We start from the raw sequence: 14,021 nt of genomic DNA, 5'->3' as shown, positions 1-14,021 counted from the left end.
CTGAATTGAGAAGGGAGAACGACATGACAGCGCAAGCCAATGCAACAACCACTGGCAAATTTGAAGCGGAAATCCATCCGGATTTTGAGCGTTTCGACGCCAATGAACTTTCATTCTGGGAGTACCGCCAGTATGACGAACTGGTCCTGATGGGCTGGCATCGAGATAGGGCCTTGACGATTACTTTCCTGGATTACGAGAAGATCGAGGCTGGGCGTGATTACAGGATTTATCCCGACTCCGATGGGCCGGTAACAGTGGACATTTTATTCAGCACCAGTGATGGCCAGTGGGAAACGCTGAAGGGGGGGACACTCTTCGTCAATGCAATCGATCTCGCCAAGGAACATATCAGCGTCAGTTTCCGGTTCGACGCTAAATTAGTGGATGACTCTGAAATCAAGCTCATAGGAAGTGCCAACCTGACGGGGTACTCGGAGTTGGAGAAGTCAAAAAAACTGAAAGATGCCTCCAGGAAGTAATCGTTTACGCTCTGTCGCTGTAGCGCAGACGGGATGACTCAAGTGTCCAGGAAATGGTGTTCAGAATTATCCTACTGCAGCGGTCCATCGATAGCCAAGATCAAAAGATCGCAGCCTTCGGCAGCTCCTACACTGGATCGTAGGAGCTGCCGAAGGCTGCGATCTTTTGATCTTTTCGGCATAGCATTTATTCCAAACCAATCTGCCTATCAGCAGCAATTCCCGGCCTTCGTTAGCGTCCTATCTGGTGAACCCCGCCGAACGGAACTAGATTTTATTCAGCGCCACGGCAATCGGGTTCCCCGCCGTCAGGCACCCATGCTGCACCTTAGAAGGGATGGAATCGGCTATGAGCATTTTTCAACGCATTGTGTTGTTGCTTAAGGTTTCGGTGATGCTGTCCGTTGGCATGTCGGCGGCGTGGGCCGATTGCCCGGCGCATGGTGAACAGGCTTCGAGCGGGCAGGTAGTGCACACGGGCATGATGATCGCCAAATCCGAATCGGAGGGCGGTGATAAAGGGCAGGGCGGCAGCGCTGACGATGACGACTCGACCACCGACGAGCCGGACCCCGATGATGCCGACGAGGGCGATAGCCAGTCGTAAATTGCAGACAAAAGAAAACCCCTTCTACCGGACTGATGCGCAGTCCAGGAAAAGGGGTTTGGTCAACCAGGAAGTACACCGCAAACCCTGTGGGAGCGGGCTTGCTCGCGAAAGCGGTGTGTCATTCAACAGTGATGTCGACTGACACACCCTCTTCGCGAGCAAGCCAGCTCCCACATTTTTATGCCGCGCCGTCGAGGAACTGCTCCGCGTAGTGGCAAGCCACCTGGCGGTTATCGAGAGGGCGCAGGGCTGGCTCTTCGGTGCTGCAGCGTTCGGTGGCATATGGGCAGCGCTTGTGGAAAGCGCAACCCGACGGCGGGTTCAGCGGGTTGGGCAACTCGCCGACGATCTTGATTTTCGGCTTGTTCGGGTCCGGGTGAATGGTCGGGGTGGCCGACAGCAACGCCTGGGTGTACGGGTGCAGCGGGCGCTCGTAGATGTCGTTCTTCGGGCCCATTTCTACCGGGCGGCCGAGGTACATCACCATCACGTCATCGGCCACGTGCTGGACCACGGCCAGGTTGTGGGAGATGAACACGTAGGCGGTGTTGAACTCTTGCTGCAAATCCATGAACAGGTTCAGCACCTGCGCCTGGATCGATACGTCCAGCGCCGAGGTCGGTTCGTCCGCGACCAGCACTTTCGGTTGCAGCATCATGGCGCGCGCCAGGGCGATCCGCTGGCGTTGACCGCCGGAGAACATGTGCGGATAACGCTGGTAGTGCTCAGGACGCAAGCCCACCTGCTTCATCATCGCCTGGACTTTCTCGCGACGTTCGGCGGCGGAGAGATTGGTGTTGATCAGCAGCGGCTCGCCGAGCTGGTCACCGACTTTCTGCCGTGGGTTCAATGAGGCGTACGGGCTCTGGAACACCATCTGCACGTCTTTGCGCAGTTGCTTGCGCTGAGCCTTGTCGGCGCCGGTGACTTCCTGCCCGGCGATTTTCAAGGAGCCGGAGGACGGATCCTCGATCAGCGTCAGGGCGCGGGCCAGGGTGGATTTGCCGCAGCCCGATTCGCCAACAACGGCGAGGGTCTTGCCGGCTTCCAGTTCAAACGACACACCGTTCAAGGCGCGGACGGTCGCATGGCCCTTGAACAGGCCACGGGACACTTCGTAGTGACGGGTCAGGTCGCGGGCGGTAAGTACGACGGCCATTACGCCACCTCCTGGTTCAGCGGGTAGAAGCAGCGGGCGAGGCTGTTGCTTTTCGGGTCAAGGCCGGGGCGTTGCTGACGGCAGGAATCCTGCACGTAGGGGCAGCGCGGCGACAGCAGGCAACCCTGCGGACGGTCATAGCGACCGGGAACGATGCCCGGCAGCGTGGCCAGACGCGTGGCGCCGAGGCTGTGTTCCGGAATCGCCTTGAGCAGCGCTTCGCTGTACGGGTGCGCCGGGATGTCGAACAGTTGCGGCACTTGCCCCACTTCCACCGCTTGGCCGGCGTACATCACGCACACGCGCTGGGCGGTTTCGGCCACGACCGCAAGGTCGTGGGTGATCAGCACCAGGCCCATGTTCTGCTCTTTCTGCAGGGCCAGCAGCAGGTCCATGATCTGGGCCTGGATGGTCACGTCCAACGCGGTGGTCGGTTCGTCGGCGATCAGCAGTTTCGGTTCGCCGGCAATCGCCATGGCGATCGCAACACGCTGGCTCATACCGCCAGACAGTTGATGCGGGTAGGCCTCCATACGACTGGCAGCGCCCGGGATTTCAACTTTTTCCAGCAGTTCGATGGCACGCTTGCGCGCTTGCTTGCCGGACATTTTCAGGTGCAAGCGCAGCACTTCTTCGATCTGGAAACCGACGGTGTAGCTCGGGTTCAGCGCGGTCATCGGGTCCTGGAACACCATGGCCAGGTCTTTGCCGACGATTTGTCGACGCTGACGGCTGCTGAGCTTGAGCATGTTCTTGCCGTCGAAATTCAGCGCGTCGGCGGTGACGATCCCCGGGTGCTCGATCAGGCCCATCAGCGCCATCATGGTCACGGACTTACCGGAACCCGATTCGCCGACGATGGCCAGGACTTCGCCCTTGTCCACGGTAATGTCGAGGCCGTCGACCACCGGAACGGCATTCTTGTCGCCAAAGCGAACGTTGAGATTCTTGATTTCTAACAGTGACATTTGAATCTCCTCAGGCGGCGTTCTTGAGTTTCGGGTCCAGCGCATCGCGCAGGCCGTCGCCCATCAAGTTGATTGCCAGCACGCTGAGCAAAATGGTCAAGCCAGGCAGACTGACCACCCACCAGGCGCGTTCGATGTAGTCGCGAGCCGAAGCCAGCATGGTGCCCCACTCAGGGGTTGGCGGTTGTACGCCAAGGCCGAGGAAGCCCAGGGCCGCGGCATCGAGAATCGCCGAGGAGAAGCTCAAGGTCGCTTGAACGATCAACGGTGCCATGCAGTTCGGCAGCACGGTAACGAACATCAGACGTGGCAGGCCGGCACCGGCGAGGCGCGCGGCGGTCACGTAGTCGCGGTTCAGCTCGCCCATTACCGCGGCGCGGGTCAGACGAACATAGGACGGCAACGAAACCACGGCGATGGCGATGATGGTGTTGATCAGGCCAGGGCCGAGGATGGCGACAATCGCCACGGCCAGCAGCAGGGACGGCAGGGCCAGCATGATGTCCATCAGGCGCATGATGGTCGGGCCGAGCAGGCGCGGGAAGAACCCGGCGAACAGACCCAACAGGATGCCCGGAATCAGCGACATCACCACCGACGACAAACCGATCAGCAGGGACAGACGCGAACCGTTGATCAGCCGCGACAGCAGGTCGCGACCCAGTTCATCGGTGCCGAGCAGGAACTGGATTTGCCCGCCTTCCAGCCAGGACGGCGGGGTCAGCAGGAAGTCACGGTATTGCTCGCTCGGGTTGTGCGGGGCAACCCATGGCGCGAAGATCGCGCAGAAAATCACCAGCAGCATGAACAGCAGGCCGGCGACGGCACCCTTGTTCTTGGAAAATGCTTGCCAGAATTCTTTGTACGGAGACGGGTACAGCAGGCTTTGATCGACTGCTACCGGTGGAATTGGAGTGGTCATGGTCATGATGATCTCAGCGCTGGTGACGAATGCGTGGGTTGGCAAAGCCGTAGAGGATGTCCACTACGAAGTTGACCAGAATCACCAGGCAGGCGATTAACAGGATGCCGTTTTGCACCACGGGATAATCCCGTGCGCCAATGGCTTCGATCAGCCATTTGCCGATGCCGGGCCAGGAGAAGATGGTTTCGGTCAGGACCGCACCGGCCAGCAGCGTGCCGACTTGCAGGCCGACCACGGTCAGTACCGGAATCAGCGCGTTGCGCAGGCCGTGCACGAACACCACGCGCGCCGGCGACAGGCCTTTGGCGCGGGCAGTACGGATGTAGTCTTCACGTAGCACTTCGAGCATCGAAGAACGGGTCATTCGCGCGATAACGGCCAGCGGGATGGTGCCGAGCACGATGGCCGGCAGGATCAGGTGATGCAGGGCGTCGAAGAACGCGCCGACGTCATCTGCCAACAAGGTGTCGATCAGCATGAAACCGGTGCGCGGCTCGATGTCATAGAGCAGGTCGATCCGCCCGGATACCGGGGTCCAGCCGAGGGACACCGAGAAGAACATGATCAGGATCAGGCCCCACCAGAAGATCGGCATCGAATATCCCGCCAGGGAGATGCCCATCACCCCATGGTCGAACAGGGATCCTCGCTTGAGTGCCGCGATCACCCCGGCCAACAGGCCCAGGATGCCGGCGAACAACAGGGCGGCCATGGACAGTTCCAGGGTCGCAGGGAATAGAGAGCTGAACTCGGTCCAGACACTTTCACGGGTACGCAGGGATTCTCCAAGATCGCCGTGGGCTAACTTGCCGATGTAATCCAGGTATTGGGCATACAGGGGTTTGTTCAGACCTAGGCGTTCCATTGCCTGAGCGTGCATTTCGGGGTCGACCCGACGTTCGCCCATCATTACTTCCACGGGGTCGCCCGGAATCATGCGAATCAACGCGAAAGTCAGCAAGGTGATGCCGAAAAACGTGGGGATCAGTAACCCCAGTCGGCGGGCAATAAAACTAAACATCTTGTGTGGTACCTCATCAGCCGGTTAGGCGTGCCTGGCGTCCCTGGAGTCAGGGACGCCGGGAGTTTTCTTATCTACTTCACCTGGGTGGTGGCGAAGTTATTAGTGGTGAGGGGGCTAATGTGATAGCCCTCTACGTTGTTGCGCATTGCGGTGAACATACGGGTGTGAGCCATGCTGATCCAGGGTTGGTCCTGGTTAAAGACTTCCTGGGCTTGCTCATAGAGCGCTGCGCGTTCGGCCGGGTTCACTTTAGCTCGGGCTTCATCGATCAGCGTCTGGAATTTCTCGCTGCACCAGCGCGCGTAGTTTTCGCCGTTTTTGGCCGCCTCGCAACTGAGCATAGGCGTCAGGAAGTTATCCGGGTCGCCGTTGTCGCCCGCCCATCCGGCGGAAACCATGTCGTGCTCGCCGTTTTTGGCGCGCTTGAGCATCTCGCCCCACTCCATGACGCGGATGTCGATCTTGATCCCGACCTTGGCCAGGTCAGCCTGCATCATCTGTGCGCCGAGCATCGGGTTCGGGTTGGTCGGACCGCCGCCGTTACGGGTGAACAGAGTAAACGTGGTGCCTTCCGGTACGCCGGCTTCCTTGAGCAGGGCGCGGGCCTTGTCCAGGTCACGTGGCGGATTGGTCAGCTTGTGGTTGTAGCCCAGCAGGGTGTCCGGGTACGGGTTGACCGCGACCGTCGCATTGCCTTTGCCAAACAGCGCATTGACGTAAGCGGCCTTGTCGAAGGCGATGTCGATGGCTTTACGCACCCGCACGTCGCTCATGTACTTGTGGGTGGTGTTCATGGCGATGTACGAAACGGTCATCGCGTTCAGTTCATCGACTTTCAGGTTCGGGTCTTTCTTGATGCTCGGGATGTCATCCGGCTTCGGATACAGCGCGATCTGACACTCGTTGGCCTTGAGTTTTTGCAGGCGCACGTTGTTGTCGGTGGCGATGGCCAGGATCAGCGCTTCGGCCGGTGGCTTGCCACGGAAGTACTCCGGGTTGGCCTTGAACCGGACCTGAGCGTCCTTGGCGTAGCGCTGGAAGATGAACGGGCCGGTACCGATCGGCTTGTTGTTCAGATCGCCAGCCTTGTTGGCCTTGAGCAACTGGTCGGCGTACTCGGCGGAGTAGATCGAGGAGAAGGCCATGGCAATGTCGGCCAGGAACGGCGCTTCACGACGGGTCAGCGTGAAAGTGACGGTGTTGTCGTCAATCTTCTCGACGCTTTTGAGCAGTTCCTTGAAGCCCATGCTTTCAAAGTACGGGAAGCCCACGCTCGACAGTTTGTGCCACGGGTGATTCGGGTCCAGTTGACGCTGGAAGCTCCAGACCACGTCGTCGGCGTTCATGTCGCGGGTCGGCTTGAAGTAATCGGTGGTGTGGAACTTGACGCCTTTGCGCAGGTGGAACGTATAGGTCAGACCGTCCTCGCTGATGTCCCAGGAATCGGCCAGTGCCGGAACCACTTCGGTGGTACCGGGCTTGAAGTCCGCCAGACGATTGAAGATGGTTTCGGCCACCGCATCGGCTGTGACTGCAGTCGTGTACTGGACCATGTCGAAGCCTTCCGGGCTGGCTTCGGTACAGACCACCAGGGGTTTGGCCGAGACACCAACAGCGACACTCAGCAACGCGGCAGCGATGGCCGCACGTAGGGGAAGCATTTTCATCAAGAGCCCTCTGCAATCGGTTGAACAGATAAAAGCCAAACGGCCGACTCTTGATGAGTCAGCCGTTGGCGTGCGGTATTACAAAACCTTGAACGGGATGGTGGTCACGAGACGGAACTCGTTGATGCTGCCATCAGCCTGGTTTTCGCTGGCGCGGTGAGTGGTGTAGGTCGCGCGGATGGTGGTCGCTTTGAGCGGACCGCTCTGCACGGCGTACGAACTGCCGATGCCGTATTCGTAATGGTGTTCGCCGTCCATGTTGCGCACGTCGTAGGCGGTGCCGGTGTAGTGAGTACCGTCGATGCCCCAGCCGCGAGCCTGGTAGATGTTGAACTTCAGGCCTGGCACGCCGTATTCAGCCATGTTCAGACCGTAGGCGATCTGGAACGATTTTTCGTTCGGGCCGTTGAAGTCGGACAGCAGGGAGTTGGCCAGGTAGATGCCGTTGGTTTCGTGCAGGTAGTCGAAGTACTCGTTACCGTTAATTTCCTGGTACGAGAAGGTCAGGCTGTGAGCCTGGTGAGTCAGGCCGAACGACAGGGAGTAGGTGTCGTTGTCGATTTCGCCCATCTCTTTTTTGCCGGCATCGACGGTTTTGTAGTAGTTCAGGCCGGTGGTCAGGCTCAGAACCTGGCTGTCACCCAGTTCGTGGGTGGCGCCGAAGTAGTACTGGTTCCAGAAGTCTTCAACCTGGGAAGCGTAGAGGCTGGTCTTCAGGCTTTTCAGTGGCTGGTAGTTCAGGCCGACGATGTTGACGTGGTCGGTTTCAGCGCTGTTGTTGGTGTACTCGGAGCGGAATTTCGACAGGCTTTCTTCGGTACGCGGCGATACGCGATCGAATGTGCCGGCGTCGAACGACAGGTTGTTCAGCTCTTCGCTGTGAATGCTCACACCTTCAAAGCTCGACGGCAGCGGACGGTTGCCGATGTTGTCGACGATCGGGGTGCTGAAGTTCTGGCGACCGGCGGTCAGGGTGGTGTTCGACACGCGGAACTTGACGTTGGCCAGGCCCAGTTTGCTCCACTGGCCTTCAGCGTCGCCGCCTTCGTTGGTCAGGGTACGGTTGTTGCCTGCGCCTGGACGCGAACCCGGTGCGCCACCGTTGTTGGAAGCCAGGTTCTTGCGATCGCGCTCCAGCGCCACGGCGTTGTACGCGGCCACTTCGGTGCTGACGCCCACGGTGCCTTGGGTGAAGCCCGAGGTGTAGTTGACGATCGTGCCCTGGACCCAGTTGATCCGGCGGTCGGTCGGCGTAGCTACGCCGTCTTTGCGGTAGGTGAACTTGCCGCCACGTTTCAGTTGTTCGTTGGCATACCAGTTACGGGTTGTGCCGCTGATGGTAGAACCTTCGAGGAAGCCGGGGGCATCCGCTTGGGCGCTGGCGGTGTTGACCGTCACCGGGGTGAAGTCCTGACTTTGGGATTCCGCGTAAGCCGTGGCGGTGATGCTGCTGATGGCCAAGGCCAAAATCGCGGTGTTGCTCAGTTTCATGGGTGAAGCTCCTTTCTTTCTTTTTTTTAATGCCGGTCTTTTTTGGTGATCCGGCTATTTGGTTTGTAACTCGTTCAAGGCATCGCAAACGTTTGCTGTAGGCCGGATCGGCGAATTACGGCAACACGTTTGCGTGAGGACGGAATCCGCCCTCAGCGTTTCTGGCTATCGGTTATTTTTCTATGCTGACACCCGAGAACACGTTGCGACCAAAAGGGCTCACCTTGAACCCTTCGATTTTGGCGCTTAACGGCTGGTTGACCGTCGAGTGAGCGACTGGCGTGATCGGCACTTGCTGCTTGAGCAATTGCTGCGCCTGTTGGTAAAGCACGGTGCGCTGGTCACGATCAGTGACGATCTTGGCCTGCTTGATCAGCTTGTCGTAAGCCGGATCACACCACATGGAGTAGTTGTTGCCGCCAATGGCATCGCAGCTATAAAGCGTGCCGAGCCAGTTGTCCGGGTCCCCGTTGTCGCCCGTCCAGCCGATCAGGCTGATGTCGTGTTCGCCGTTCTTGGTGCGCTTGATGTACTCGCCCCATTCATAGCTGACGATCTTCACCTTCAGGCCGATTTTCGCCCAGTCAGCCTGAAGCATCTCGGCCATCAACTTGGCGTTGGGGTTGTATGGGCGCTGGACCGGCATGGCCCAGAGGGTGATTTCGGTGCCTTCCTTCACGCCGGCAGCCTTGAGCAGTTCCTTGGCTTTTTCCGGGTTGTAGGCGGCATCCTTGATGGTGTCGTCGTAGGACCATTGGGTCGGCGGCATGGCGTTGACCGCCAACTGCCCGGCGCCCTGGTATACGGCGTTGAGAATGCTTTGCTTGTTCACCGCCATGTCCAGCGCCTGGCGCACTTCGAGCTGGTCGAACGGCTTGTGCCGCACGTTATAGGCGATGTAGCCAAGGTTGAAACCCGGCTTCTCGATGAGCTTGAGTTTCGGATCGTTCTTCAATGCCGTCACATCGGCCGGACGCGGATGCAGGGTGATCTGGCATTCGTTGGCCTTGAGTTTCTGCACCCGCACCGAGGCGTCGGTGTTGATGGCGAAAATCAGGTTGTCGAGCTTGACCCGGCTCGGGTCCCAGTACTGCTTGTTGCCGGAGTAGCGGATGTTGGAATCTTTCTGGTAGCTCTTGAACACGAACGGGCCAGTGCCGATCGGCTTCTGGTTGATCTCGCTCGGTTTGCCTTCGGCCAGCAGTTTGTCGGCGTATTCGGCGGACAGGATGGCGGCGAAGCTCATGGCGATGTTCTGGATGAACGCGGCATCGACGCTGTTGAGCGTCATGACCACGGTCAGCGGCCCGGTCTTTTCGACCTTGGCGATGTTCTTGTTCAGGCTCATCCCGTTGAAATACGGGAACTCGGTGGGGTAAGCCTTACGGAAAGGTTGTTGTGGGTCGAGCATGCGGTTGAACGTGAACAGCACGTCATCGGCATTGAAGTCACGGGTTGGCGTGAAGTAAGGCGTGGTGTGGAATTTCACCCCTTCGCGCAGGTGGAAGGTGTACGTGAGGCCGTCTTCGGAAATATCCCAGCGTGTTGCCAGGCCCGGTACGACGTTGGTCGCGCCTTTTTCAAACTCTGCCAGTCGGTTGTACAGCGGCTCGGCGGCGTCGTTATCGGTCGCAGTGGTGTACTGCGCCGTGTCGAAACCGGCGGGGCTGCCTTCAGAGCAGAAGACCAGGCTGTTGTTGGCGGCCTGGCTGATGGAAGTGGCGGCCAACAGGCCGGTGCCCAGCAATGCGGATAAAACCAAGGTATGGCGCATGACGCTCCCTCTTTCTAGTGTTTAACAATGAGCCACCGTCCCGTCCAGGGACGTGGGGACTTCATTGATCTCAAACCATGTGCAGCAAACCGAGGGCCCACGCATAAACTGGTCAGATCCCGACGGTATGGGCCGTGGGTCTGGCAGTAAATGCGGAAAGGCCTGAAAAACTCGTAGGAAAAGCCGACACGTCCTAAACATCTGCTGTGGTACGCAGAGGATTTGGCTGTCAGATAATTCCTACATTCCCGGCAGATAAAGCAACGGCGACGTTAAACACGCCGCCGTTGCCCGATCTTATTTGCTGACGCTGACGCCGTAGAAGGAGTTCAAGCCGAATGGGCTGATCTTGAAGTCCTGCACGTTGTCGCGCATGGGTTGGAACACCGTCGAGTGAGCGATAGGTGTCATTGGAACGGCGTCCTTGAGGACGTGTTGCGCCTGTTTGTACAACTCGGTGCGCTTGCCCTGGTCGGTCGTGCGCTTGGCTTCTTTTACGATGCCGTCGAACTTCTTGTCACACCACTTGGAGAAGTTGTTGCCCTGCAGCGAGTCGCAGCCGAACAGCACGTTGAGCCAGTTGTCCGGGTCACCGTTATCGCCGCTCCAGCCAATCAGCATCGCGCCGTTTTCGCCGCCTTTGGAGCGCTTGATGTACTCGCCCCACTCATAGGTCACGATCTTGGCCTTGATACCGATCTTGGCCCAGTCGGACTGCAGCATTTCAGCCATCAGTTTGGCGTTCGGGTTGTACGGACGCTGAACCGGCATGGCCCACAGGTTGATCTCGGTCCCTTCCTTGATGCCCGCTTCCTTGAGCAGCTCTTTGGCTTTCTCAGGGTTGTACGGCGCATCCTTGATGGTGGTGTCGTAGGACCATTGGGTTGGCGGCATGGCGTTGACGGCCAGTTGACCAGCACCTTGGTAAACGGAGTCGATGATCTGCTGTTTGTTGACGGCCATGTCCAGTGCCTGACGCACTTTCAGTTGGGCCATCGGGTTCGGCTGATCGCTGCCCTTGATCTTATCCATCACGTTGTAGGCGATGTAACCCAGGTTGAAACCAGCCTGGTTAGGCACTTTCAGTGTCTTGTCTTCTTGCAGCGCCTTCAGGTCGGCCGGACGCGGGAACAGAGTGATCTGGCACTCGTTCTTCTTCAGCTTCTGAATACGCACCGACGGGTCGGTGGTGATGGCGAAGATCAGGTTGTCGATCTTGACGTCGTCAGGCTTCCAGTAGTCCTTGTTCCCGGTGTAGCGGATGTTGGAGTCTTTCTGGTAGCTCTTGAACACGAACGGACCAGTGCCGACCGGCTTCTGGTTGATGTCGGCGGCTTTGCCTTCCTTGAGCAGCTGGGCAGCGTACTCGGCGGATTGCACGGACGCGAAGCTCATGGCCATGTTCTGGATGAACGCTGCGTCCACTTCTTTCAAAGTGAACTTGACGGTTTTGTCGTCGACTTTATCGATTTTGGTGATGTTGGTATCCATCCCCATATCGGTGAAGTACGGGAATTCAGTCGGGTACGCTTTGCGGAACGGATCATCCTTGTTAATCATGCGATTAAAGGTGAACAGCACGTCGTCGGCGTTGAACTCACGAGTAGGCTTGAAGTACGGGGTGGTGTGGAACTTGACGCCTTCACGCAGGTGGAAGGTGTACGTCAGACCATCCGTGGAAATGTCCCAGCTAGTCGCCAAACCCGGGATTACAGCGGTGCCGCCGCGCTCGAACTGAGTCAAGCGGTTGAACATGGTTTCTGCAGAGGCGTCGAAGTCGGTTCCGGTGGTGTACTGACCAGGATCAAAACCGGCCGGGCTCCCTTCGGAGCAAAACACCAGGTTAGTCGCCGCTTGGGCGAAAGGTGCGGCAGCTAACAAGCTGGCGCCGACTAAAAACGGAATGACCGCGTGTTTAAGCATGGTGGCCTCATGATTTGTTGTCATTTTTGGAATTAGAGGACGACCTCGTGAGTCGTGCCTGCGGATACTTATGCAGGGGCCATACCCATTGCAAGATCCAGAACGGCCACAAGTCTTAAACAGTGGCACGTACGTACCTTAATGTCGCATATGTATAACTATTGACGCATTTGACCGTTTGCGCGCGTTTTTTACGGTGCAAATGGCGCCCCATGAAGGGGCAGCCGGGGCGTATGGCGCACCCGGTTAGAGCGCGGTGTTACTTATTTATACCCACGCCATAGAAGGGTGTGAGGCCAAAAGGACTGATCTTGAAGTCGGTCACTTCCTTGCGCAGAGGCTGGAACACCGTCGAGTTGGCAATCGGCGTAATAGGCACCTGCTGCTTAAGGATTTTCTGGGCCTGCTGGTACAACTTGACTCGTTCATTGCGGTCGGTTGAGACCTTGGCCTGCTGCACCAGCTTGTCGTACGCCGGGTCGCACCACTTAGCGTAGTTGCTACCTTTCACCGCTGCGCAGCTGTAAAGCACGCCGAGCCAGTTGTCCGGGTCACCGTTGTCGCCGGTCCAGCCGTAAATCATCGCATCGTGCTCGCCATTCTTGGCGCGCTTGATGTACTCGCCCCACTCATAGCTGACGATGTTGGCCTTGATCCCGACCTTCTCCCAATCCTGCTGGATCATCTGCGCCGACATCCGCGCATTCGGGTTGGAGGCGCGCTGCACGGTCATGGCCCATAAATTAATAGTCGTACCCGGTGCAACCCCTGCTTCTTTCAGTAGCGCCTTGGCCTTGGTCGGATCGTGCGGCGCGTCCTTGATGTTCGGATCAAACGACCATTGCGCTGGTGGCAGGGCGTTTTGCGCGAGCTGACCGGCACTTTGGTAGACGGCTTTGATGATCGCCGGTTTGTCGATGGCCATGTCCAGGGCCTGGCGGACCTTGAGCTGATCCAGCGGCGGGTGGGTCACGTTGTACGCCAGGAAGCCGAGGTTGAAACCGGCCTGCTTGAGCACCGTAAGGTTCGGGTCTTTCTCCATCACCTCGATGTCCGCCGGGCGCGGATAGCCGCTGACCTGACATTCGCCGGCCTTGAGCTTCTGCAAACGCACGGCAGCATCCGGGGTGATCGAGAACACCAGGGTGTCGATTTTTACATCCTCGGGTTTCCAGTACGCCTTATTGCCGGCGAAGCGGATCTGCGAGTCTTTCTGATAACGCTTGAACACGAACGGACCGGTGCCGATCGGCTTCTGGTTGATGTCCGCTGCCTTGCCTTCCTTTAATAGCTGCGCGCCGTATTCGGCGGACTGCACCGAGGCGAAGCTCATGGCCAGGTTCTGGATGAAAGCGGCATCGACGTTGTTCAGGCTGAAACGCACGGTGTGCTCGTCGAGCTTGTCGACGCTCTTGATCGTTTTGTTCAGGTCCATGTCGGTGAAGTACGGCGACTCGGCGGGGTAAGCCTTGCGGAACGCGTTCTCCGGATCGAGCAGGCGCTGGAAGGTGAACAGCACGTCGTCGGCGTTGAAGTCCCGGGTCGGGGTGAAATAGTCCGTGGTGTGGAACTTCACGCCGTCGCGCAGGTGAAAGGTGTAGCTGAGGCCGTCCTGGCTCACATCCCAACGCGTCGCCAAACCGGGCTCGACTTCAGTGCCGCCGCGCTTGAACTGGGTGAGGCGGTTGAAAACCGTCTCCGCCGAAGCATCGAAGTCAGTGCCGCTGGTGTACTGGCTCGGGTCGAAACCGGCGGGGCTGGCTTCGGAGCAGTAGACCAGGGTTGTGGCGGCTTGGGCGAATGGCGCGATGGCGACGAGGGCGAGGGCAAGCAAAAGCGGTTTGACGGTGGTTCTTTCCATGGAGTCCCCGGGGGATTTGGGTAGCGGTATACCCCTGAGAGTAGCGTTGTTGACCGGTTAGGCGGAAATATCGTTTTTTTAGGTGGACTGCTCTATCCGGGCATACATGCAACATCCTTGTGGCCTGAGCCACCGCT

General features: G+C 58.5%; 11 protein-coding genes. 2 read left to right on the top strand and 9 right to left on the bottom strand.

Going from position 1 to position 14,021, the window contains the following annotated elements; all coding sequences use genetic code 11:
• Positions 1–23: 23 nt before the first annotated feature.
• Together HB680_RS23510 and HB680_RS23505 are read left to right on the top strand one after the other, a co-directional pair.
• A complete protein-coding gene (locus HB680_RS23510) occupies positions 24–482 on the top strand; it encodes a hypothetical protein (protein WP_213940861.1) in 459 nt (152 codons plus the stop codon).
• Between the two features lie 349 nt (positions 483–831).
• The gene (locus HB680_RS23505; RefSeq protein ID WP_213940860.1) at positions 832–1,089 is read left to right on the top strand and encodes a hypothetical protein; all 258 of its coding nucleotides are present in this window, start codon (positions 832–834) and stop codon (positions 1,087–1,089) included.
• Positions 1,090–1,270: 181 nt separating this feature from the next.
• On the opposite strand, the gene HB680_RS23500 is transcribed toward HB680_RS23505, so the two are convergent.
• From HB680_RS23500 to HB680_RS23460, 9 genes are all read right to left on the bottom strand, one after another.
• Positions 1,271–2,251 carry a peptide ABC transporter ATP-binding protein gene (locus HB680_RS23500; RefSeq protein ID WP_213940859.1) on the bottom strand — a complete coding sequence of 327 codons (981 nt, stop codon included), beginning with the start codon at positions 2,249–2,251 and terminating at the stop codon, positions 1,271–1,273.
• Positions 2,251–3,219: an ABC transporter ATP-binding protein gene (locus HB680_RS23495; RefSeq protein ID WP_054049984.1), complete on the bottom strand. Its 969-nt coding sequence runs from the start codon at positions 3,217–3,219 to the stop codon at positions 2,251–2,253. Before HB680_RS23495 ends, HB680_RS23500 begins: the two co-directional genes overlap by 1 nt.
• A gap of 10 nt (positions 3,220–3,229) precedes the next feature.
• The gene (locus tag HB680_RS23490) at positions 3,230–4,141 is read right to left on the bottom strand and encodes an ABC transporter permease subunit (RefSeq protein WP_213940940.1); all 912 of its coding nucleotides are present in this window, start codon (positions 4,139–4,141) and stop codon (positions 3,230–3,232) included.
• Between the two features lie 13 nt (positions 4,142–4,154).
• A complete protein-coding gene (locus HB680_RS23485) occupies positions 4,155–5,165 on the bottom strand; it encodes an ABC transporter permease subunit (RefSeq protein ID WP_054049982.1) in 1,011 nt (336 codons plus the stop codon).
• Positions 5,166–5,239: 74 nt separating this feature from the next.
• Positions 5,240–6,835 carry an ABC transporter substrate-binding protein gene (locus tag HB680_RS23480; RefSeq protein WP_213940858.1) on the bottom strand — a complete coding sequence of 532 codons (1,596 nt, stop codon included), beginning with the start codon at positions 6,833–6,835 and terminating at the stop codon, positions 5,240–5,242.
• Positions 6,836–6,913: 78 nt separating this feature from the next.
• Positions 6,914–8,326 (bottom strand): OprD family porin, encoded by a 1,413-nt coding sequence (locus tag HB680_RS23475; RefSeq protein ID WP_213940857.1) that lies wholly within the window; start codon positions 8,324–8,326, stop codon positions 6,914–6,916.
• Between the two features lie 172 nt (positions 8,327–8,498).
• A complete protein-coding gene (locus HB680_RS23470) occupies positions 8,499–10,100 on the bottom strand; it encodes an ABC transporter substrate-binding protein (RefSeq protein WP_213940856.1) in 1,602 nt (533 codons plus the stop codon).
• 297 nt (positions 10,101–10,397) lie between these two features.
• On the bottom strand, positions 10,398–12,023 hold the full coding sequence (locus HB680_RS23465) for an ABC transporter substrate-binding protein (RefSeq protein WP_054049975.1): 1,626 nt from the start codon (positions 12,021–12,023) through the stop codon (positions 10,398–10,400).
• Positions 12,024–12,282: 259 nt separating this feature from the next.
• On the bottom strand, positions 12,283–13,884 hold the full coding sequence (locus HB680_RS23460) for an ABC transporter substrate-binding protein (RefSeq protein ID WP_213940855.1): 1,602 nt from the start codon (positions 13,882–13,884) through the stop codon (positions 12,283–12,285).
• Positions 13,885–14,021: the final 137 nt, after the last annotated feature.

This window comes from Pseudomonas sp. dw_612 (assembly GCF_018449725.1).
GTDB lineage: Bacteria > Pseudomonadota > Gammaproteobacteria > Pseudomonadales > Pseudomonadaceae > Aquipseudomonas.
Note: the sequence above shows the minus strand (reverse complement) of the source record. Positions and strands in the feature narration are given on the sequence as shown.

Bases quoted from the DNA above. Each gene is read 5' to 3' on its own strand.
- HB680_RS23470 (WP_213940856.1), bottom strand. From the start codon at position 10,100: ATGCGCCATACCTTGGTTTTATCCGCATTGCTGGGCACCGGCCTGTTG.
- HB680_RS23495 (WP_054049984.1), bottom strand. From the start codon at position 3,219: ATGTCACTGTTAGAAATCAAGAATCTCAACGTTCGCTTTGGCGACAAG.
- HB680_RS23510 (WP_213940861.1), top strand. From the start codon at position 24: ATGACAGCGCAAGCCAATGCAACAACCACTGGCAAATTTGAAGCGGAA.
- HB680_RS23485 (WP_054049982.1), bottom strand. From the start codon at position 5,165: ATGTTTAGTTTTATTGCCCGCCGACTGGGGTTACTGATCCCCACGTTT.
- HB680_RS23460 (WP_213940855.1), bottom strand. From the start codon at position 13,884: ATGGAAAGAACCACCGTCAAACCGCTTTTGCTTGCCCTCGCCCTCGTC.
- HB680_RS23500 (WP_213940859.1), bottom strand. From the start codon at position 2,251: ATGGCCGTCGTACTTACCGCCCGCGACCTGACCCGTCACTACGAAGTG.
- HB680_RS23475 (WP_213940857.1), bottom strand. From the start codon at position 8,326: ATGAAACTGAGCAACACCGCGATTTTGGCCTTGGCCATCAGCAGCATC.
- HB680_RS23465 (WP_054049975.1), bottom strand. From the start codon at position 12,023: ATGCTTAAACACGCGGTCATTCCGTTTTTAGTCGGCGCCAGCTTGTTA.
- HB680_RS23505 (WP_213940860.1), top strand. From the start codon at position 832: ATGAGCATTTTTCAACGCATTGTGTTGTTGCTTAAGGTTTCGGTGATG.
- HB680_RS23490 (WP_213940940.1), bottom strand. From the start codon at position 4,141: ATGACCACTCCAATTCCACCGGTAGCAGTCGATCAAAGCCTGCTGTAC.
- HB680_RS23480 (WP_213940858.1), bottom strand. From the start codon at position 6,835: ATGAAAATGCTTCCCCTACGTGCGGCCATCGCTGCCGCGTTGCTGAGT.